This is a genomic window from Brevibacillus sp. RS1.1 (assembly GCF_013284365.1).
Lineage (GTDB): Bacteria > Bacillota > Bacilli > Brevibacillales > Brevibacillaceae > Brevibacillus > Brevibacillus brevis_D.
This window is the reverse complement of record NZ_JABSVA010000001.1, coordinates 1263397-1284353: the sequence shown is the minus strand read 5'-3', so window position 1 is coordinate 1284353 and position 20957 is coordinate 1263397. Positions and strand designations below refer to the sequence as shown.

The following is a 20957-nucleotide window of genomic DNA, read 5'->3' as shown; positions in this document are numbered from 1 at the left end:
TTCTTTACTACAAAAGTGAAGATAATAATTTGTCGGGAAGTAGCTCAGCTTGGTAGAGTACTTGGCTTGGGACCAAGGGGTCGCAGGTTCGAATCCTGTCTTCCCGACCATGATTTGCCCACGTTTTACAGGTTTGCCGGGGTGGCGGAATGGGCAGACGCAACAGACTTAAAATCTGTCGGGAGTTTCTCCCGTACCGGTTCAAGTCCGGTCCTCGGCACCAGCATTTATTTTGATGCGGGTGTAGTTCAATGGTAGAACTCCAGCCTTCCAAGCTGGTCGCGTGGGTTCGATTCCCATCACCCGCTCCATACATAAAGCAGAGAGCCAATAGGTTCTCTGTTTTTTTTGCTTTTAGGAAAGCAGAACTATTTTTACTTGAGACAAAAGTATGAAGGCTTATCCAATAGCTGAATAGATAAGCCTTTGTTCAATACAGGTATAAATGTTTGTCGAAAGCTGTCTGACGTTTTCTATGGTAGCAACATATGTTTTCGTGTACAGTAAAACTAAGGTCGCTTACCGATGAAATAATTGGTAACGGATCTCTTGCCTTGCCTCCTGCGTTGTCAGGGGGCTTTTTTGCGTGATACAAAAGAGAGCGACCTAGCGAGCTTCCATTCGCGGGCCAACTTCCTGGGCATTTGCAATCGGCAGAGAAACGATAAAGCGTGTGCGTTTTTCATTGGAATCACAATGGATCGTGCCTTGATGCTTTTCGATAATATTTTTACAGATGGACAAGCCAATACCCGTCCCATTTTGTTTAGTCGTAAAGAATGGTTGGAAGAGATTTTCCACGATCTCGGGTGAAATCCTTTCGCCGTTGTTTTCCACACTCAAATAGAGCCAACCATCTGAAGAAGTGGAGATGACATGAATATACTTGTCTGTACGATTTTGCACGGCGTCAATGGCATTGTTTAATAGATTGACGACAACTTGCTTCAAGCCTTCTTCATAACATGCGAGTAAGCAGGGGTGGATTTGTTTTTCAAAACGTATGTTTTCTCCCACGAGGCGAGGGGTAATCAGCATCTCTACTTCTTCAAGCAGTTCTTCTACTTGAACGGTTTTAAAAATTTCATCGAGAATTGGTTTTTTGGAAAAGCTGAGGAATCCGGTCAGTTGCCGATGTAAATTCTCAAACTCATGCATGACGACTTGGATATACGTCTGAAGCTGGGCCTGTTCCTGTGTAGACTCGCCGATCAGCTTCAAGAACCCTTCAATGGCGCACAACGGATTGCGCAGCTCATGAGCCATATTAGCGGCAATTTTTCCGAGCATGGTCAGTTTGTCGTTATGCAAATAGGAGATCGTTTCTTCTTTCTGGACTAGCTCTTTATTTATCATTTGTTCAAAGTGATAAACAGCCCAGAATACACTTTCATCCATGGCCTTGCCCAGTTGGCTTTCCAAATAGTGCATTTCTTGTGAGGAGAGGGACCATCTCTGTAATTCCGGTTGGAGAACCCGCCAGAATACATTCCGGTACAATTGATATGTGCGCAAAATGGAGGAGAAGGGGAATTCCTGAGAACGAAGCCACTCTCCCATATCTAATGCCCAAGTCTGCATGTCATGATCTACATCCTCAACCAGATAGCGAGCCAAGAGCACTGTTCGTTTTTCTGCAAAATCGCGAGGAATGGTCACGGGAATTTCCATGCTGCGAACAATTTCTTGCAGCCATATTGTGGTGATGCTTGGTGTTAAGTCTAAAATCTTCCTTGAAACATCATAAAGGTTTAGCGTCACGGTCTCCACCATCTCTTATCCACCCCACTAAAATCGTAAGGGAAAATGCCTAATTTAGACAAGGTATAATTAGCCTGATTTCGCAATAAAATGCATTTTTTTCGGAAGTTTTTATCTACAAAATCCGCTGAAAACCGCCTTTTTTCGGAAAAATATTCAATCATGAGTCCGATTCCAGTCGCATAAAGTAGAATGGACGAACTTTATTGGACCAGGGAGGCAGGGATGGGCGAGTATTTTTGGCTGGGTCTTGTACACATCTTCATGATCGATCTGGTATTAAGCAGTGACAATGCAGTGGTCATAGGTATGGCCTGCCGCGGACTCCCTCAACAGGAGAGAAGAAGGGCAATTTTATATGGAACATTGGGTGCAATCCTCCTGCGAATTGTATTAACGGGAATGACTACCTGGATGTTGGATATTCCTCTCGTGAAGGCGATCGGGGGAATCTTATTGCTGTGGATCGCGTGTAAGCTGATGCTGGGTGAGAATGAAGAGCTCACAGACGTATCGCATAATCAGACAATTGGTCAGGCAGTCAGGACCATCATAGTAGCAGATTTTGTCATGAGTTTGGACAATGTTTTGGCAGTTGGTGGAGCAGCGCATGGCGATTTATGGTTAGTTTTGCTGGGGTTAGCGATGAGTATTCCGTTATTAATGTGGGGAAGTGTGTGGATCGCTCGCATGATGAATCGTTTTCCCAGTATGGTCATCATTGGCGGCGGAATTCTTACCTTTACAGCAGTGGATATGTGTCTGGAGGATCCGTATGTCTGGAAGTGGGTGAATCCTTTGCTTCTCAACCATATGTGGTTGCCTGTATTTGCTGCCGTAGTGGTCATGTTTTGGGGGCGGATGAAAAGGACGTAAAAGGTGAAAAGGATAGTGCATTCTTGGGCATACTACAACAAAGGTCATGACCGTTTTGCGGAATGTAAGTGGTCACATCCAGCTGAATGAAAACATAGCGGGAAAGGAACTTTTTCGAAATGAATACAAGCCTCTTGATGCTATGGGGATACTGGGATGAAATCTATCAGCGCTGCACCAGACTTACTTATATTGAGAAAGGGAACAATATATTTCGGGTCGTTGTTTTACGCTATCGGGGAGAGCCACTCGTTACTACCGATAATTGCATCATTCATGATGGGGATTTGATTTTAAAGCTACATATACACAATTATTACTTTGCTACCCTGTGCAAAGGAGTGAAGGATGAGCTACGCGTGGCTCTTCTTTTGCGAAGACATATCCTCCAATCATTGCCGAAGCTAGCCACATTCCTGGATTCGATGGAAAATAAAGATCAAATAAAAGGGATAGTGGGAACGACCATGCTGCATAAAGGGATAACACCTTTGGGCTTCTCGATTTCTGATGTGCCTATGACCTGGTTTTTTCGATACAAGCGATGGTACTTGCGTCTCATGCTCAGAATCGTGCATCCCAATGGAAAGCGGCGATTGCAATCATGGAATTATGAAATGCCCCTAAAGCGTGTTTATATGTCCAAGGAATTTTTACTCAATCGATATGCTGATGGCAAGCAGCCTCTAGGAGAGTCCTACTAATGGCAAAGAGGTTTCTGTTAGTGACAGAGGAATGGGCAGGGAGTGGTCACCGGATGGCTGCCGAGGCTCTGCAAGAAGTTTTACTGGAAAAGGAGGGGGCACGATCGGCTCGAGTGGTGGGAGGACTGAAAACCGCCAGTCCAGGCTTACGTGTGCTCTCTCATTTTTTTTATCGCAGTATGTTGCGCTACGGTCAACCTGTGTGGCAACGCATCTATGAACAGGAAGAAATGCTGGGCAGTGCATTGACCAAAGCATTGGGATGGTGGCTATCCGCTAGATTAACCAATCAACTTTTGCTAGAAGAGAAGCCGGATGTCGTTATCGCTACGCATGCGTACTGCTTGTCCGCATTGGCAGAAGCGAAGAGAAGGGTGCCCAAGCCTTTCCAGCTCGTTTGTGTACCCACGGACTTCCATATTAATCGATTTTGGGTTCATCCAGAAATTGATGCGTACATGGTGGCACACGAGCAAATTGCGCAAATTTTAATCGATCGCTATGGGATTTCTCCTGAAAAAATCCATGTTTATGGCATTCCAGTTCGGCCAGCTTTTACTACAGCGCTCCTTACCGACAAAGCGGCTTGGAAAAAACAACTTGGACTTGTTCCAGATCAATTCACAGTACTAATTGGTGGGGGAGAAGGCGGTTATGGTGGCGTGGGACAGGTTGTACGAGAGTTGATGTTGGAAGAGCAACCATTGCAGATCGTAGTCGTCACAGGGAAGAATGCAAGCCTGTACAAAAGACTGGCGAACTTGCTTAGTACCAAGAGCAATGGCCATCGCTTTCTATTGAAAGGGTTTGAGCCGCAAATGTGGCAGTGGATTGGAGCGGCTGACGCCTATATAACGAAGCCTGGTGGCATTACGTGCGCGGAGTCACTTGCTCTTAAGACACCGCTGATTTTGTTCCACCCATTGCCCGGACAAGAAAAGCATAATTGTTCCTTTTTACTTAAGCAACAAGCAGCGATCTTGGCTGAAACACCGGTAGAAATCAAAGAAATCATCAGGTCATGGCGTCAGCCCGAAAAAAGAGATGCTTTTGCAGGAAATTTGGACAAGCTGGGGAGACCAGACGCGGTTTACCAAATTGCCCACACCCTTCTTCAATTAACAGACTAAAATTGGAAGAAAAAAAGGGCGCATGAACAAGCAAAACTTCACACATATTAAACTTACCAACGATGAGGAGGTGATATAGATGGCTAACAACAACAGTGGATCTCGTAACAACTTGCTGGTTCCTCAAGCAAACCAAGCTCTGGATCAACTGAAATACGAAATTGCATCCGAATTCGGCGTTCAACTCGGAGCAGACACCACTTCCCGTCAAAACGGTTCAGTTGGAGGAGAGATTACAAAACGTCTTGTCTCCTTTGCTGAGCAACAATTGGCTGGACGTGGCTAATCTCATAAGCTGGATGAAGGGAGGCGCCTATGGTGTCTCTCTTTTTATTTTTCCAAGAAGAGGGAAATTATTGACAGATGAAGATGGAGCAGATCGCCGCATAAATAATGGGTAGAGGCGGATTCTATATGTGTTAGGAGGTGAGTGGATATGACAGTAGGAGCACAAGTGAAACAAACGCTTGCAAGCTTGAAAGGCGCACAAGCAGATTTTGAAACGTTTGCTCTTAGCACGCAAAACAAGAAAGCGAAGCAACTGTATTCGCAAGCAGCAGAGCAAACGCAATCCATCGTAGATAACCTCCAGCAGCGTGTAACGGAGCTGGAAAAGGAAGAACCGCAGTTTAAGGGATTCTAGGAAGTTTGGGAAAGGGAGAGGGACTTCCTCTCTCTTGGTTTTACTCTCTATAAAAATCACCTCAGGTGATGGAGGTGGCTTATGCCTGATTGGTCAATAATCCTTTTGCGCTCAATAGGCGCTGTTGCTTACTTATTTCTATTGACAAAGATCATTGGAAAAAGGCAAATCAAGCAACTTACATATATCGAATATATCGTCGGTATCAGCATCGGTTCGATTGCGGCCTTTATGGCAACCGAAATGGATGGGCCGGTCTACCATAGTTTAATTGGCATGGGGGTATTTGCGCTTTTTCCTTATTTAATGGAGTGGCTTTCCCTCAAGAGCAAGTTTCTCCGCGATCTATTTGAAGGGAAATCAACGGTTCTCATCAAGGAAGGCAAGATTTTGGAAGACAATCTGAAAAAGGAACGTTTGACTGCGGAAGACTTGATGGAACAATTACGAATCAAAAACGTGTTCCGAGTAGCCGATGTGGAGTTTGCATTGATGGAAACAAGCGGGGAAGTCAGTGTCCTCTTAAAATCAGAGAGTCAGCCGGTAACTCCCAAACACCTTGAATTGACAGTGGCTCCTTCGGAAGAGAATCAAGTGGTCATTATGGATGGGATGATCATGGACGAGCCGCTAGCAACAGCAGGTCTAAATCGCAGATGGGTTCGCACGGAGCTGCAAAAAGCTGGAGTGGCTTTGGAAAATGTTTTCCTCGGCCAAGTAGACAAAGGGGGAGACCTCTATCTCGACCTCTATGACGATAAACTGATGGTTCCTGGGGCCCAAGCGATGAAGCTGGCTTTTGCTACATTGAAAAAATGTCAGGCGGATTTGGAGCTGTATGCACTCAATACAAAAAATGAACAAATGAAGCGTACCTACCAAACCGATTCGGAACGGCTCCAACAGATTATCGATCAAGTAAAACCGTTCATGATACGGTAAAAAAGGAGTGAGTGAGACATGGCAGACCAAAAAAAGAAAAAGCTGACCCCAGTCCAGCAAGAATATCAGCAATTGGCAAAGACGCACGAGCCTCCGCGACCGCTATTGCGCAATTTTACCCGGGCATTCTTAGTGGGTGGGGGCATTTGTATGATCGGGCAAGGGATACAAGAAATGTTCATTCACTACTTCGATTTTACGGAGAAAACCGCTGGGAATCCTACAGTAGCTGTCTTGATCCTTCTTTCTGCTCTGTTGACCGGTCTAGGACTATATGACCGGATTGCCCAATGGGCTGGGGCAGGTACGAGTGTGCCAGTTACAGGTTTTGCCAACTCGATTGCATCTGCGGCCATTGAGCATCGTAGCGAAGGATTTGTGCTGGGGGTCGGCGGTAACATGTTCAAGCTCGCGGGGTCAGTGATTGTGTTTGGAGTGGCGGCGGCATTTGTCATTGGCTTGATCAAAACATTGTTTACGATGGGAGGCTGACGGATGCGCCAAGGTCATCAGTCTTGGGTCTTTCCTTTAAAACCTGTCATTCTCGGGCACGCTGCGATTGGTGGGCCTTTTGAGGCTAAGGGACCGTTAGCCGAAGACTTTGATATCCTGCACGGTGACTTGATGATTGGACAAGACAGCTGGGAAAAAGCGGAGAAAGTCCTGCTGGAAGAAGCGTGCTCGAAAGCGGTGGAGAAAGCGGGTCTCACAAAAGAGCAAATAAACTTTATGCTTGCCGGGGATTTAATGAACCAGATCATATCTGCGAGCTTTTCGGCCCGGACGCTTTCGATACCGTTCCTGGGGATTTTCGGTGCGTGCTCAACAGCGATGGAAGGCTTGGCCCTGGCTGCTCTCATGGTGAATAGTCAAGCTGCTGATTACGTCTTGGCTGCTACCTCCAGTCACAATGGGGCTGCGGAAAAGCAATATCGGTATCCAACAGAGTACGGCTCCCAGAAGCCCCCTACGGCACAATGGACAGTGACGGGAGCAGGGGCTGCTGTTGTAGCCAGTCAAGGTAAGGGGCTGCGGATTGCGGGAGCTACCATCGGGCATGTAGTCGATATGGGATTGACAGACCCATTCAATATGGGAGCAGCGATGGCACCAGCCGCATTATCCACGATTGAGTCGCATTTCCGTGACTTTCAGCTCCCTCACGACCATTATGATTTGATCGTAACAGGCGATTTAGGACGAACGGGCCATGCCATTTTATCTGAGCTACTGCCCAAGCATCACATGCATATCCCACTAGAGCGTTATGTCGATTGTGGGAAACTCATTTATGGAGAAAATCCGAATGTGTGGTCGGGGGGGAGCGGATGTGGCTGTATCGCTACAGTGACCTACGGGCATCTACTACGGCGGATGAAGCAAGGAGAGTGGAAGCGGATCTTGCTGGTTGCGACGGGAGCCCTCTTATCTCCATTGACCTTCCAGCAGGGAGAAAGCATTCCTTGCATCGCGCATGCCGTTGCTGTTGAGTCGGAGCAACTTGGAGAGTGATACCATGATGTTTTTGTGGGCGTTTCTCGTAGGAGGAACGATTTGCTTAATCGGTCAATTTCTCATGGATGTCGTCAAGCTCACACCTGCCCATACGATGTCCTCTCTTGTTGTCACAGGGGCAGTGCTAGACGGATTCGGTCTATACGAGCCACTGGTTAATTTTGCTGGAGCAGGAGCAACAGTACCAATCACGAGCTTTGGAAATGCACTCGTGCACGGGGCAATGGCGGAAGCGGAGAAGCATGGAGTCATTGGCATCATTACTGGCATTTTTGAAGTGACGAGTGCGGGTATTTCAGCTGCCATCGTCTTCGGATTTATCATGGCAGTCATGTTCCGACCGAAAGGATAGAGGCAGGTACATGTTTCCACTTGTGCCAAAATAATTGAATTGAACCTACTTTCGCCAACTTGTAGAATGGGTTGGGTAAAGGAGGGTACAATTTATGTGGTGGAGCAAGAAAGTAGTAACAACCTTGCTTGCTGCCTTTATGGCTGTAGCGTTTATTTTCCCGGCCGACTCCCTGGCAGCTACACAGATTCAGCGTGGTAGTGTGAACGGGGATGTATGGGATTTGCAGTATCGCTTGCAGATGCTGGGTTATTACAATGACAAATTGGATGGCATTTACGGAGCGAATACAACAAAGGCCGTCAGACAGTTTCAAAAAGCATACGGATTACAGATTGACGGTATCACTGGTCCAAATACATGGCGCGTTCTCAAGAAAGTGTCGGTAAATAAAGCGGAAATGCAGATGCTGGCGCAGCTGGTTTATTCGGAAGCACGCGGAGAACCTTATGAGGGCCAAGTAGCAGTAGCTGCGGTCGCGTTGAACCGTGTTCAGTCCAAAAACTTCCCCGATACGCTTGCGGGTGTCATCTTTGAGCCATTAGCGTTTACCGCTGTAGATGATGGACAATTCTGGATGACTCCTAACAAGACTGCTTACCGGGCAGCTTGGGATGCCGTGCGAGGATGGGACCCAAGCAACCATTCTCTTTACTACTTTAACCCTGTTACAGCGACCTCCGATTGGATTTGGTCCCGTACACAAGTGAAGAAGATCGGCAAACACATTTTTGCCGTGTAACCATTGTTCATGCAGCCCTTGAAACAGTCTTTGTCATGATGCTGTTCGAGGGCTTTCCTTTTAATTGGAAACTATTGTTCATTGTTTTTGCAAAATAGTTCGATAAAATGATACGAAAGGATTCGCATATTTCCCCATGGAGGTTGATGATGAAGAAACGGATGATCCTTGCCTCGCTGGTAGCCTTTATTCTCATAGGTACACCAGTTGTCGAGGCAGAAACAACTCACATGAACGAAACACCTTATGTAGACATTAGCGGCCATTGGGCAGAACAACAAATCAATCAACTATACATAGCCAACGTAATTGGTCAAAACGAATATTTTCGACCTGATGACAACGTGACATTGGGTGAACTGCTTACGATGTTTGTGAATGCCAAAGGAATTGAACCTCTTGGTAACAAGCAATCATCCTTTGCGGACGTACCGGCAAACAGCTGGCTGTCGTCCTATGCCGAAACGGCCTATCGACTGGGAATTGTCCATGGGCAAAAGCAGGGGAATTACCTGTACTTACATCCGGATGCTCCTGTAAAAAGAGCAGAGCTCGCCTCTATTCTGGTAAGAACGATGGGGGACAGCGGAGTAGTCAATAATTTGAAGTGGTCTACGACGATCCAGACATTGAACCAATACGCGGATGGGAGCAATGTAAACGAGAAAGAGCAACGCCCACTCGTTTACGCCATGGAAAACGGGTTAATGAGTGCCTATGAGGACGGTACATTAAAACCGAACAAGTATATGACGAGAGCCGAAGCAGCCACATACGCGGCCCTTGACTTGCTTCCGGGTAAGCCGAAAACGACAAAAGCCCTCGCAAACGGAACACCTTTTCGCCAGGAATTAACGGTACAGACGACTGCTTACAGCTATACGAACGACAAGATCCTGTCGTATTTAGAGTATCCACTGCGCGAAGGTGTTGTAGCGGTTGATCCAAATGTCATTCCGCTTGGTAAACACCTGTACATCGATGGTTACGGCTATGCAGTGGCAGCTGATATCGGTGGTGCGGTTAAGCAACGCCATGTGGATCTGTATCTTCCGACATTGAACGAAGCTGAAAATCATGGCCTGCAAAAAGGCGTAAAAGTATACGTGCTTGATTAATAAAAATGCTGAACATATTTCCTTCTCTTTCCACTCATACTAACGTGGAAGGGGTGGGATTTTTTCATGGTATGGGTGTTGTTAGGATTGCTTGGTTTATTTGTCCTACTAGTGATCACGCCAATAAAATTGACGTGTTTTTACAGTCGCGAGGGCGAAGATGATCAATTGGAAATTACGATAGCAGCTTGGGGTATCATTCGCAGGAAATACGAAATACCCATTCTCCTTTTGAAAATGACAGAAGCTGGGCCTGAGCTTGTCGCAAAGGTGGAAACAATCCAGCATGGAAGCAAGCTTCGGGAAAAGGTCAAGGATTTTACGCGCAGGCAAGTGAAAAAATGGTACCGGAATTATCGGGATGTGCTGGAAAGAGTTCGTGACTTGCTGCCTTTGCTAAAAGACCTGTTCAAACAAGTTCGTTGTACGAAATTAGAATGGCATACGTTGTTAGGCACAGGTCAGGCGGCTGAAACAGGGGCGCTGACAGGACTGATCTGGGGTGTGAAAAGCCTGATTGTAGGAATCCTCTCCCACTCCATCTCCTTACAGACGATGCCGGCCATGAGTGTACAGCCTGTCTGGAACCAAGCACTTCTACATACGAAAGTTCAAGCGGTGTTGCATTTTTATTTGGGGCAGTTCGTTTTCTACGCGTTGAAAGTTTTTCTGCGGATTCGAAAAAGTAAGCAGCGAAAATGGCAAGCTGCACCGACGCGTGCCTAAAAATAAATGTGGTACCAAACATATTTATTCCTTTGTACAGGGTACATGCTCCGGATTTGTTGGGGGAATGATAAAACATGAAACAGATAGGAAGGAGGAGCGACAAATATGGCAGACCACCCGATTCAAGGCCTCATGAGAACAGCGATGGAAAATCTCAAGCAAATGGTGGACGTGAATACAATCATTGGTGATCCTGTTGAGACACCTGATGGTAGTGTCATTCTTCCGATCTCCAAGGTAGGATTTGGTTTCGCGGCTGGGGGTAGTGAGTTCCAATACGATCACCATCATAATGGGCACCAACACACTCAACAGCATGAACATACTGGTAACCCATTTGGTGGGGGGAGTGGGGGCGGTGTTTCCATCACACCTGTAGCTTTCTTGGTCGTTGGCAAACAAGGAATTCGTTCGATTCCGCTCGAAAATACGACCCATCTCTACGACCGGATTTTGGATTCTGTTCCGCAAATCGTGGATAAGGTTCAGGGGATGTTTACCAAATCGGATGATACTCCTGTTTATTCCAATACGACGATTATTGCCGGAGCAGAAGAACAAGATTTGGAAGACCTCATGGATCGAAAGTAAAACAAACACAAAACAGGTATGCTCCATAAGGGCATACCTGTTTTTTCAATAAGAGGCGTATGGCAGCATTACCAGCGTTCGTTTACATACAAGCCTGTCTTCGCAGCATGTTGGTAATGAAGGCTAGAGCTGGATGAGGCGATATAAGGATGGAGGGCCATCGCTTCTTCGTAGTAACGTGAAAAGGAGCCAAGGGGTTTGCTTTGCAATCCCAATGTACTTGCTCTGAATGCTTGGGCTACACGCTCCATTGTAGTTGTATAGTCCACATCGCTGGTCTGTACGGCCTCCAGCCATTTCTCATCGTCCATTTCCAATTGTCCGTCTGGTAACAGCTTGATTCCAAACGTTTGGAGTTTTTCCTCTTCGTCTTTTGCCACTTGAGCGAATGCATCCAGCTTTTGCGTCGTCAACGTATTTGTTTTTTCGGCAAGCAACAGCTGCAGACGATTGTATTTACTTACTAGCGAGTGTGTGCGCTCCTGTAATCGCTCAATGTCAGTTCCAGCCTCGTCATCTTTTCCCGCAGCAATAAATTCGCGAGCACTCTTCTCCAAATCTGAGGAAAACCGGTATAGACGCGATAAGGAATCAGACAGCTCCGTTGTCCATTGCTGCTGGCGAGTGTAATACGGCTGCAAATTAAAACTGAGAATCGGATTCACTGGCGTGCTTAATTTTGCCTGAAGCATATGGGAATGATAGCGGCCTACCCGCTGCGTAAATGGAACATGGCTGACTCGATTCGTTTTCATGTCGGTCACCTCCTCACAAGCAAATGGAATGAATCCCCAGGGACAATTTACTATCTCCTATTATAGACGATGCCTACTCCATTTCAATGAGCAGATCGCCAGTTTGAATGGCTTCACCTGCTTTCACATAGACGGCTTTAATTTTTCCGTCGAGTGGGGCCTGAATCGTCGTCTCCATTTTCATCGCTTCACTCACCAAAAGATGCTCGCCTTTACGCACCTTGTCACCTTCTGCTACAAGCACCTTGAGCACTTTTCCTGGCATAGAGGCACCGAGGTGGGCAGGGTTTTGCGCTTCTGCTTTTCGGCGGATCAGTTCAGAGACTTTTGCGGATTGGTCACGGATGAAGATTTCACGTGGCTGTCCGTTCAATTCAAAATAGATGATGCGACGGCCATCTGGATGAAGCTCTCCGACTGCGACCAGCTTGATAATCAGTGTTTTACCGCGCTCGATCGTAATGGCAGTTTCTTCACCTGGACGCAATCCGTAGAAAAACGTTCCTGTATCCAAAACGGACAGGTCGCCGTATTCCTTCAGGCGTTGTTCAAATTGCAAATAAACCTGCGGATACATGATATAGGACAGGATGTCTAAATGACTGGGCTCACGTCCGATTTTTGCTTCCAGCTCAGTAGCAACTTGCGTAAAGTCAATGGGTGCGAGCAATTCGCCAGGACGTGTAGTAAAGGCATCGCGGCCTTTTAGCACGAGTTCCTGTAGCTCCTTCGGGAATCCGCCTGGCGGTTGGCCAAGATACCCTTGGAAAAATTGAATGACGGAATCCGGAAAGTCGAGGCGTGTTCCTTTCTCCCAAATGTTTTCCTCATTCAAGTTGTTTTGGACCATGAACAGCGCCATATCCCCGACGACCTTGGAAGAAGGGGTCACTTTTACAATGTCACCACACATGTGATTGACCACAGCATACATCTGCTTCACTTCGTCCCAACGGCCTTCCAGACCAACGGCTTTGGCTTGCTGCTCCAGATTGGTATATTGTCCGCCTGGCATTTCGTGAACGTATACCTCCGTGTTGCTCGCCTTCATGCCGCTTTCAAAGCCTTGGTAGTACGGACGTACATCTTCCCAGTAATCAGACAGCTTGTTGAACGATTCAAGAGATAAACCCGTCTCACGCTCCGTATGGGCAAGGGTTGCGATCAACCCGTTCAAGCTTGGCTGGGAAGTGAGTCCAGACATGGAGCTGACGCAAGCATCGACGATATCCACGCCTGCTTCGATCGCTTTCAGAAGCATGGCTCCAGCGTTTCCAGACGTATCGTGAGTGTGCAGATGGATCGGAATGCTGATTTCTTGTTTTAAGGCAGAGACGAGCGAATAAGCAGCATACGGCTTCAAAAGACCGGCCATATCCTTGATCGCGAGAATATGGGCACCTGCTTTTTCCAATTCTTTTGCCAGATTGACATAGTAGGCCAAGCTGTACTTGGTCTTGGTCGGGTCGAGAATATCTCCGGTGTAGCAAATCGCTGCTTCGGCTACCTTGCCAGATTCACGAACGGCTTCAATGGCTGTTTGCATTCCAGGAAGCCAGTTCAGGCTGTCAAAGATCCGGAAGACATCAATGCCATTTTCGGCAGATGCTTTGACGAAGGAGTGAATCACATTATCCGGGTAGTTGGTGTAGCCTACGCCATTTGCTCCGCGCAAAAGCATTTGGAACAGGACATTCGGTATGCGCTGGCGGAGAATTTGTAGCCGCTCCCAGGGAGATTCCTGCAAAAAGCGCATGGTCGTGTCAAAAGTGGCACCGCCCCACATCTCCAGCGAGAAAAGGCCAGAACCGAGCTTTCCTGTCGCCTCTGCAATGGAGGCGAGATCGTAGGTGCGCACACGCGTAGCAAACAAAGACTGGTGGGCATCGCGGAATGTCGTGTCTGTGACGAGCACCTGTTTCTGCGCCTGAATCCAGCGTACCAGACCGTCGGCACCTTCTTTGTCCAGAATTTGCTTCGTGCCGTCCGGATATGGCTGGGTAAATGGTGTCCGCGGGATGCGAGGCGAGTCGAAGTGCGGCTTTTTCTCCGATTTCTGGAGACCAGGATATCCGTTGACAATCGTGTCTCCGATATAAGATAGTAATTTGGTACCCCGGTCTTGACGGCCAGGGAAGATGAACAGCTCTGGTTTGGTGTCAATAAACGACGTATCGTAGTTGCCACTCAAAAAATCAGGATGTGTCACAACATTTTCCAAAAACGGCAGGTTCGTTTTCACGCCACGAATACGGAACTCACGCAAAGTTCGCAGCATTTTGCGAGCCGCTTGATCGAAGCTCGTGCCATACGTGGAAATTTTGACCAGTAGCGAGTCATAGAACGGTGTGATGATCGCGCCCGGATAACCATTGCCTCCATCCAGCCTTACGCCGAAGCCTCCACCGGAACGCCAGGCGGACAAGCGACCGGCATCTGGCAGGAAGTTGTTTTCAGCGTCTTCTGTCGTGACGCGGCATTGGATGGCAAAACCACTCATCTGGATATCACTCTGGGATCGGATGCCAATCTCCTCATCGGAGAGGGGATGGCCCTCGGCTACGCGAATCTGCGACTGAACAATGTCGATGCCAGTGATGAGCTCCGTGATGGTATGCTCTACCTGAATGCGTGGGTTGACTTCTATAAAATAAAAACGCTTGTCCGGCGTTAACAAAAACTCGACAGTCCCTGCGTTCGAATAACCAGCTTTTTTCATGAGAGTGAGAGCAGCCTGGCAAATATTTTCACGCAGCTTGTCATCCAACGATAGGCTCGGTGCTACTTCGACGACTTTTTGATGGCGCCGTTGAACAGAGCAATCGCGCTCATACAGATGGACGATGTTTCCGTGGTTGTCACCGAGAATTTGGACCTCGATGTGTTTGGGCTGTTCCAAGTATCGCTCCAAATACACCTTGGCATTGCCGAAGGAAGAGCGGGCCTCGGAACGGGCACGATCTAACGAATCTTGTAATTCCTCCTGACTGCGGACGATACGCATGCCACGGCCTCCGCCGCCAGATACGCCTTTAATAATGATGGGGTAGCCGTATTCTTTGGCAAAGAGAAGCGCCTCTTGGAGTGTTTCGATTGGCTCCGGAGTGCCTGGAATGACTGGGATTCCCGCTTCAATCGCAAGACGACGGGCTTCTACCTTGTCCCCGAATTTGTCGATCAGCTCAGGGGATGGTCCAATGAAAATAATGCCTTCCTCTTGGCAGCGCTTTGCAAAATCAGCATTTTCAGCAAGAAATCCGTAGCCCGGGTGAATGGCATCGATATCGTTGCGCTTGGCAATTTCGATGATACTTTCGATATCGAGGTAAGCCTCAATAGGCCCTTTTCCCGCTCCGACCAAGTAAGACTCGTCAGCCTTGAAGCGATGGATAGAAACGTTGTCCTGCTCGGAGTAGACGGCTACCGTACGTATGCCGAGCTCCGTTGCTGCACGAAAGATCCGAATGGCGATCTCACCGCGGTTTGCTACCAGTAGGCGATTGATTTTTCTCTTTTTCATTATTCTCTCCCCCTAACGTCTCGGAAAAAAGACGTATTTAAAATTATATATAGAACAAATATACAAAATTTTCTCGACACAAGACACACTTTTTTCGATCACAGGAGGATGGATGAAGGTGAACAATGTAAACGATAAGCTGCCTGTATTTGTGTACGGCACGCTTTTAGCGGGCTTTGGGAATCATCGGATTTACGTGAAACCGTATAAGCATGAGGCAACACCTGCGACGATTCAGGGTGAGATTTATCATTTGCCGGCAGGCTATCCGGGATTGCTGAAAGGAGAGCAGGAGGTCGTAGGGGAGGTCGTCATGTTTGCCCCCGACGTGTACGAGCAAGCACTAGCAGGACTGGACGAGCTGGAGACGTACTATGGCGAGAGTGATCCGCGCAATGAATACGAACGGATCATCGTGCCAGCGACTATGGAAGGAACAGATCAGGTCGTAAGCGTCTATGTTTATCGTTATTTGGATCAAGACCTGGTCAAGCAAACAGGGGTGCACATTTCGCATGGGAATTGGCGACGCTACATGCAGGAGCTGACGAATAGCTAGTGCTAGTTTTGCCAAAACTGGTAGGGAAAAGGAGGGAGCCCTGCCATGGAATTACTCCATTGTGAACCTGCACAAATCTGGCGTTACCTGATTCCGCAAAATTACTGGATGTTTCCCGACGAAGTTCCAGAAGATGAACTGATCTTTCATTATCGTGACCATATTTATTTTGTAAACAATGACGGCTCAGTTTTGTCCATGCCACAGCCTGCTTGCTTCGAAACGCTGGATATGGGGACCTTGCTGGAGTATTTGGCAACATCGGACTACACCTTTGATTTTGACGATGAAGGGGAATTCGATTACGGCCATGTCTTAAAGCGTATGGGGTATATCGTGCCAGTCAGGGACAAGCGGGAAAAAGCCACGTATCAAATTGAGATTATCAATACGGCATTGCCGAAAGCACATGGAACACGGTACGAAATGAAGCAGGTTACCTTCGCTTTTGCTCTCTATCACGCGCTGATGCGCTGTCATGAGCTGAATGCGAAAACGGATTGGGAGTATGAGCATGAAGTGAAGCGAATCGCCGTGGTACAAGCCAAGCGAAGTGGAAAAGTGCAAGTGAATCTGTAATTTCTACTATTGGCATAGTGAAAAAAAGTGAATGATAGGGTATGATAATTGAGGTACATACTGAAAGATTTGGTGAGGAGGAAGAAATCATGACAACTGCTGTTGAGCGTCAAGGCGCATTTGTATTCAAAGGTGGTCCTGTAACACTGCTCGGTCCTGAAATCAAAGTAGGAGATACTGCTCCTAACTTTACTGTAGTAGGTGGCGATCTGTCCCCTGTAACTTTGGAAGACTCCAAGGGCACTGTTCGCATCATCTCCGTAATCCCTTCTATTGACACTGGCGTGTGCGATGCACAAACTCGTCGTTTCAACGAAGAGGCTGCGAAATTGGAAGGCGTTACTGTACTGACTGTTTCCGTTGACCTGCCATTCGCGCAAAACCGCTGGTGCGGTGCTGCTGGAATCGACAAGGTGAAAACAGTATCTGACCACAAAGACCTGAGCTTCGGTACAGCTTATGGCGTAGCGATCAAAGAATTCCGTCTCTTGTCTCGCGCTGTATTCGTAATCGATGCAAACGACAAGGTTGTACACGCTGAGTATGTGGCTGCAGCTGGTGAGCATCCAAACTACGAAGCGGCGATTGCTGCTGCACAAGCTGCGAAGTAAGCATTTTTCATAAGGAAGCTCCCTTTTTGTCCAAGTGACGAAAAGGGGGCTTTTTTTATTTGCAGCAAGTGGAAAAATAATCTTGACGGTTTAGTAACCAGTGGTTATATTATAACCAACGGTTACTAACCAATGGTTATAAAATTTCCCGAAAAGTAAGGAGCTGAATATCACGCATGGCAAGCAAACAAGAAATACGCTCAGAAGAAACGAAACGGGCGATTTTGACGGCGGCAGCAGACCTTTTCGCTACCCGAGGCTTTGATACAGTATCCATCAGAGAAATCGCCAAAGCAGCCGGCTGTTCTCATACAACCCTCTATATTTATTTCAAGGACAAAGAAGCACTGCTTCATCATCTGTCCAAGGAACCTTTGCAAGGCTTGACTCTACAAATGGAAGAAACACTGTCCAAACAAGGAAGAACACCAGAAGAGAATTTGCGTGAAATCAGCAGTCAGTTCATCCACTTTTGCATGCGCAATCGAACGATGTATACCTTGTTCTTCATGATCAAAGCCACTCGGATCGATGTAGCGGAACCGGAAAAAGAATTGCAAACGCTGCGCAATCAATTGTTTGATTTGTTGAGGCAGGCTGTAAGACGATGCTTGCCAAGTGACATTGAGGAAGAAAAAGCGCTTGCCCATGCACGGATTTATTTCTACACGCTGCATGGCATCGTCGGTACGTATACACATTCCGAAGAACCATTGGACAGCTTGATGGAAAGGCTAGCCCCTACATTCGCACTATCCGTAGATGTTTTTCTCGCAGGAAGTCAAAAAATAATGAACAGGGAGTGACGAGAGAATGATTAGAGTAGAGCAAATCTCAGCGAACATTTGGTGTATCAAAGCGTGGTTGTTGATTCCTTTGCGGGTCTGGATTGTCAGGGAGGAGGATGGTGTTACCCTTATCGATGCGGGAATGCCATTTATGACGAAACGGATTCTAACTTTTATCAAGCAGCTGAATGCAGGACCACTCAAACGGATTTTGCTGACGCATGGTCATTCGGATCATGTTGGAGCCGTAAAAAAAATCGCGGCAGCAGAATCCGTACCAGTCTATGCCCATCGAATCGAGATTCCGTATATGGAAGGAAAAGAGCTGTATCCTCGTCGTAAAAAGCTGGAAGTAAACGTCCAGCCTGGCTTGGCTCAGCCTTTGCCAGAGGATGCCGAAGGGAATGTAGCTCCAATTGGTGGACTGCAACCTTATTTGACACCTGGTCATTCTCCGGGGCATGTGGTGTATTATCACGAACAGGATGGAGTGCTTTTGGCTGGAGATTTGTTTACTTCCAAACAAGGCAGATTGCATCGTCCCATGCCGATGTTTACGGCGGATATGGCGCAAGCACTTAAAAGCAGTTTGATCATCCGCCAATTGCGCCCACGCCATTTGGAAGTATGCCATGGTAAACCGATCGAGAATCCGGTAGAACAGCTCGATGATTATTTAAAAGAGGTCTCTACTTCTTTTTCGATTCCAACGAGTGTTTGGCAATCATAGGGCAATGATTGACTAAGCCAAGTCGGATGAAACGAATCCCCTTTTTCTCGCGTCATAGGTTTGAGGTGATTGGATGAAAAAGGTAGGATTACTTGGTCAACTAATTCTAATAGCGACACTGTTACTGACGGGGTGTGGGAACGGATCGTCGGCGCAAGGGACTTCACAGCTTGCGGAACCACCACAGCCAGTCATTGAATGGAGCGGAAAAACAGCAGCGACGGTGCCCGCATCTTCCTGCTGGAGTTATAATAGCGAGTCGGTCTGCAAGGATACGGCAGCACCCCCGGAACTCATCGCAGAGCATAAGCCTGCACCCCTGCAAGTAAAGCCCGGGGCGACGCTTACCGTCACTTTTGCCCAGCAGCCAACTGCAAATACGCTCAAGGTAACACAGTGGAACGGTATCAATGAAGTTGAGCAAGCAGTGGAAAACGGCAATCAGTGGAAGGCACCCGAACAGCCGGGCTGGTATTTGTTCGATGTTCGTGGTCAGTGGACGCAAGGCGATGCAGGTCATGCATTTGTTATCGAAGTGAAAGACAACATCCGATAGACACAACTACAACAAAGAAAACAACTTAACATAAAAAAGAGGCATGGATGCTACTGATCCATGTCTCTTTTTTGCATTCACGAGGCTGCCAGGCAATTGATTCGGCAGCCTTTCTACGCTCTATGAATATTTATTCCAATATTTCAATTCCAACGTCAATCATTCTCTCGTCTCCTAGAAAGTCAATTACAATTTTGGCTCTTTTCTTTCGCCGATTCACTTTCTTTATGATTCCTTCTTTTCCGGCAAGGGGACCTTTCTTGACGGTAATTTTGGAGTCGGTAATCAGTAAGGTTGAATATCCGAGTACCCCGTCTGTGTCCAGCATTTTTAAAATCGGACGGATTTCTGCTTCTTCGATTTCGGACACTTGCAGTAAACCATCTGATCGTTGTCTTATCTGCTTATTATTATTGAGTAATCTGAAAGTTCTAGGGGTTTCTTTAAGGTCGTAGTATGTCTTCGTGTCCATATTCGTTTGGATGAGTAGATAACCCGGAAACATAATTTTTAATGGGTGGGTAATAAGACCCTGTTTTCGTTCAGGAAGCCTTCTTTTCGGTACAACGGCCCTTAATTGGCGAGAAGAGAATTTATCTGAAAGAAATTTGGCGACTCGTTCTTCGTATCCGGTCTCTACATAAAGGGCATACCAATTCATCAATTCCCTCCTCAAAAGTGTGACATAATTCTAGTAAAATTTACAGGATTCGACTTTTGTGGTACAATTAGATTATAATTCACTAAACTATCTTTGTACATAGACCCAGACGGCACGAACTAATCGTTGTTGCGGCACGTTAGTTTGCTTTGGATTCAGAATATTGGATGCTTTTTTTGCTGCTATATAGCCGCGAAATGTCTCGTCATGTCCATTTTTGGGTGGTGGTCATCTTTTGCAGTGGCGTTCGTTCGAGAAATGCATCGTGTTGAATAGGCCCGATCTAACCATGAACGCTGGGCTAAGCTTCGTTCATATCGTCGAGGATAAGGAACCTGGGATAGATCCGCTTATATTCGGCCTCGACGAAATGGAAGAATGTCAAAAATTGGCATTTCATGTCGGAAAAAGAAATTATTTGTTAGGCAGAATAGCTACCAAACGAGCGGCTTCGACAATGATGAGCCGGTCTGATTTAACAAAGATAACCATTAGCCGGGGAGTCTTCGGACAGCCAGTTCTTCATACCGGCAGCCCGGATAAATTAGCGGTCAGCATTTCTCATTGCCAATGCATGGGAGCTGCTATTGTTTTCCCAGAAGGGAGCCCAATGGGAATCGATGTGGAAGCCATCAATCCGTCAAGAAACGAAACAATGGCCAGTCAAATGACAGTGGCGGAGATGGAGAGGGGCGCAACTGTTATTAGGAGCAAAGAATTCTTATTAACGTTGTTGTGGTCCAGCAAAGAGGCGCTGTCAAAGGTGCTTCGTACTGGACTTACCATCCCGTTCGAATTGCTAGAGATCGAAACGATTCAGCCTTACGACGGGTTTTATGTGAGTACGTTCACGCATTTTCCACAGTACAGCGCCAAAACATACCTGACTTGCGGTTACGTCTGGTCAATCGTAGCCCCTCGCAAAAGCGAGTGGCATTTAGATCCCTTGGAAATGCAAAATCATTTTCTGGCATTCGATTGCGGCTGCCGTAAACAAAGTGCAACTATAAAATAAAAACCGTGTTGATAGAAAAAATGATGCTTCGGAAGGATGAGCTCCACTTAGTGGGGCTTTTTGTTTTGGGTTTTGCTCCT

At 47.0% G+C, this 20957-nt stretch carries 24 protein-coding genes and 3 tRNA genes; 23 read left to right on the top strand and 4 right to left on the bottom strand.

The genetic code is table 11. The annotated features are described in order from the left end of the window. Nucleotides 1-33 precede the first annotated feature (33 nt). The 3 genes from HP570_RS05535 (at nt 34) to HP570_RS05525 (ending at nt 311) form a co-directional block, all read left to right on the top strand. Nucleotides 34-110 (top strand) — tRNA-Pro (locus HP570_RS05535). A gap of 25 nt (nt 111-135) precedes the next feature. Next, nucleotides 136-223 (top strand) — tRNA-Leu (locus HP570_RS05530). A 14-nt stretch (nt 224-237) separates the two neighbouring features. Beyond that, nucleotides 238-311 (top strand) — tRNA-Gly (locus tag HP570_RS05525). Nucleotides 312-606: 295 nt separating this feature from the next. Here the strand turns inward: HP570_RS05525 and HP570_RS05520 are convergent. Next, the gene (locus HP570_RS05520) at nt 607-1773 is read right to left on the bottom strand and encodes a sensor histidine kinase (RefSeq protein WP_064203353.1); all 1167 of its coding nucleotides are present in this window, start codon (nt 1771-1773) and stop codon (nt 607-609) included. A gap of 213 nt (nt 1774-1986) precedes the next feature. Between HP570_RS05520 and HP570_RS05515 the strand changes: the two genes are divergently transcribed. From HP570_RS05515 to ytfJ, 13 genes are all read left to right on the top strand, one after another. Continuing rightward, nucleotides 1987-2637, top strand: coding sequence for a TerC family protein (locus HP570_RS05515; RefSeq protein WP_015892357.1), 651 nt, complete (start codon nt 1987-1989; stop codon nt 2635-2637). Nucleotides 2638-2756: 119 nt separating this feature from the next. Beyond that, on the top strand, nt 2757-3341 hold the full coding sequence (locus tag HP570_RS05510; protein ID WP_015892356.1) for a YkoP family protein: 585 nt from the start codon (nt 2757-2759) through the stop codon (nt 3339-3341). Next, complete coding sequence (locus HP570_RS05505; RefSeq protein WP_173625110.1) at nt 3341-4471, top strand: MGDG synthase family glycosyltransferase; 1131 nt, start codon at nt 3341-3343, stop codon at nt 4469-4471. Before HP570_RS05510 ends, HP570_RS05505 begins: the two co-directional genes overlap by 1 nt. A 79-nt stretch (nt 4472-4550) precedes the next feature. After that, on the top strand, nt 4551-4757 hold the full coding sequence (locus HP570_RS05500) for an alpha/beta-type small acid-soluble spore protein (RefSeq protein WP_047068578.1): 207 nt from the start codon (nt 4551-4553) through the stop codon (nt 4755-4757). 150 nt (nt 4758-4907) lie between these two features. Further along, nucleotides 4908-5114, top strand: coding sequence for a DUF1657 domain-containing protein (locus HP570_RS05495; protein WP_007717150.1), 207 nt, complete (start codon nt 4908-4910; stop codon nt 5112-5114). An 81-nt stretch (nt 5115-5195) separates the two neighbouring features. Next, nucleotides 5196-6056 carry a DUF421 domain-containing protein gene (locus HP570_RS05490; RefSeq protein ID WP_064203356.1) on the top strand — a complete coding sequence of 287 codons (861 nt, stop codon included), beginning with the start codon at nt 5196-5198 and terminating at the stop codon, nt 6054-6056. An 18-nt stretch (nt 6057-6074) separates the two neighbouring features. Next, nucleotides 6075-6548 (top strand): stage V sporulation protein AC, encoded by a 474-nt coding sequence (gene spoVAC / locus HP570_RS05485; RefSeq protein ID WP_064203357.1) that lies wholly within the window; start codon nt 6075-6077, stop codon nt 6546-6548. Nucleotides 6549-6551: 3 nt separating this feature from the next. Next, nucleotides 6552-7568 (top strand): stage V sporulation protein AD, encoded by a 1017-nt coding sequence (spoVAD, locus tag HP570_RS05480; RefSeq protein WP_015892352.1) that lies wholly within the window; start codon nt 6552-6554, stop codon nt 7566-7568. Nucleotides 7569-7572: 4 nt separating this feature from the next. After that, a complete protein-coding gene (gene spoVAE / locus HP570_RS05475; protein ID WP_015892351.1) occupies nt 7573-7923 on the top strand; it encodes a stage V sporulation protein AE in 351 nt (116 codons plus the stop codon). A gap of 94 nt (nt 7924-8017) precedes the next feature. Then, the gene (gene sleB / locus HP570_RS05470; RefSeq protein ID WP_173625109.1) at nt 8018-8665 is read left to right on the top strand and encodes a spore cortex-lytic enzyme; all 648 of its coding nucleotides are present in this window, start codon (nt 8018-8020) and stop codon (nt 8663-8665) included. A 149-nt stretch (nt 8666-8814) separates the two neighbouring features. After that, the gene (locus HP570_RS05465; protein ID WP_173625108.1) at nt 8815-9783 is read left to right on the top strand and encodes an S-layer homology domain-containing protein; all 969 of its coding nucleotides are present in this window, start codon (nt 8815-8817) and stop codon (nt 9781-9783) included. Nucleotides 9784-9849: 66 nt separating this feature from the next. Continuing rightward, nucleotides 9850-10509 (top strand): DUF2953 domain-containing protein, encoded by a 660-nt coding sequence (locus HP570_RS05460; RefSeq protein ID WP_015892348.1) that lies wholly within the window; start codon nt 9850-9852, stop codon nt 10507-10509. Between the two features lie 108 nt (nt 10510-10617). After that, the gene (gene ytfJ, locus HP570_RS05455; RefSeq protein ID WP_016742389.1) at nt 10618-11103 is read left to right on the top strand and encodes a GerW family sporulation protein; all 486 of its coding nucleotides are present in this window, start codon (nt 10618-10620) and stop codon (nt 11101-11103) included. A gap of 68 nt (nt 11104-11171) precedes the next feature. Here the strand turns inward: ytfJ and HP570_RS05450 are convergent, their stop codons facing one another. Beyond that, a complete protein-coding gene (locus HP570_RS05450; protein ID WP_173625107.1) occupies nt 11172-11858 on the bottom strand; it encodes a hypothetical protein in 687 nt (228 codons plus the stop codon). Between the two features lie 73 nt (nt 11859-11931). Beyond that, nucleotides 11932-15378: a pyruvate carboxylase gene (locus HP570_RS05445; RefSeq protein WP_173625106.1), complete on the bottom strand. Its 3447-nt coding sequence runs from the start codon at nt 15376-15378 to the stop codon at nt 11932-11934. A 112-nt stretch (nt 15379-15490) separates the two neighbouring features. On the opposite strand from HP570_RS05445, the gene HP570_RS05440 reads away from it, so the two are divergent. The 6 genes from HP570_RS05440 to HP570_RS05415 all read left to right on the top strand — a co-directional run bounded on the left by HP570_RS05440 (nt 15491) and on the right by HP570_RS05415 (nt 19201). After that, nucleotides 15491-15937 (top strand): gamma-glutamylcyclotransferase family protein, encoded by a 447-nt coding sequence (locus HP570_RS05440; RefSeq protein ID WP_173625105.1) that lies wholly within the window; start codon nt 15491-15493, stop codon nt 15935-15937. Between the two features lie 45 nt (nt 15938-15982). Beyond that, nucleotides 15983-16516 carry a hypothetical protein gene (locus HP570_RS05435; protein WP_173625104.1) on the top strand — a complete coding sequence of 178 codons (534 nt, stop codon included), beginning with the start codon at nt 15983-15985 and terminating at the stop codon, nt 16514-16516. Between the two features lie 89 nt (nt 16517-16605). Continuing rightward, nucleotides 16606-17127 carry a thiol peroxidase gene (gene tpx / locus HP570_RS05430; RefSeq protein ID WP_015892342.1) on the top strand — a complete coding sequence of 174 codons (522 nt, stop codon included), beginning with the start codon at nt 16606-16608 and terminating at the stop codon, nt 17125-17127. 176 nt (nt 17128-17303) lie between these two features. After that, the gene (locus HP570_RS05425) at nt 17304-17933 is read left to right on the top strand and encodes a TetR/AcrR family transcriptional regulator (RefSeq protein ID WP_173625103.1); all 630 of its coding nucleotides are present in this window, start codon (nt 17304-17306) and stop codon (nt 17931-17933) included. Nucleotides 17934-17940: 7 nt separating this feature from the next. Then, a complete protein-coding gene (locus HP570_RS05420; RefSeq protein ID WP_173625102.1) occupies nt 17941-18645 on the top strand; it encodes an MBL fold metallo-hydrolase in 705 nt (234 codons plus the stop codon). 73 nt (nt 18646-18718) lie between these two features. After that, nucleotides 18719-19201 (top strand): hypothetical protein, encoded by a 483-nt coding sequence (locus HP570_RS05415; protein ID WP_173625101.1) that lies wholly within the window; start codon nt 18719-18721, stop codon nt 19199-19201. A gap of 130 nt (nt 19202-19331) precedes the next feature. Here HP570_RS05415 and loaP read toward each other — a convergent pair whose 3' ends face one another. Next, nucleotides 19332-19862: an antiterminator LoaP gene (gene loaP, locus HP570_RS05410; protein ID WP_173604473.1), complete on the bottom strand. Its 531-nt coding sequence runs from the start codon at nt 19860-19862 to the stop codon at nt 19332-19334. Nucleotides 19863-20097: 235 nt separating this feature from the next. Here loaP and HP570_RS05405 point away from each other — a divergent pair, with 235 nt between their 5' ends. After that, on the top strand, nt 20098-20877 hold the full coding sequence (locus tag HP570_RS05405) for a 4'-phosphopantetheinyl transferase family protein (RefSeq protein ID WP_173625100.1): 780 nt from the start codon (nt 20098-20100) through the stop codon (nt 20875-20877). Nucleotides 20878-20957 lie beyond the last annotated feature (80 nt).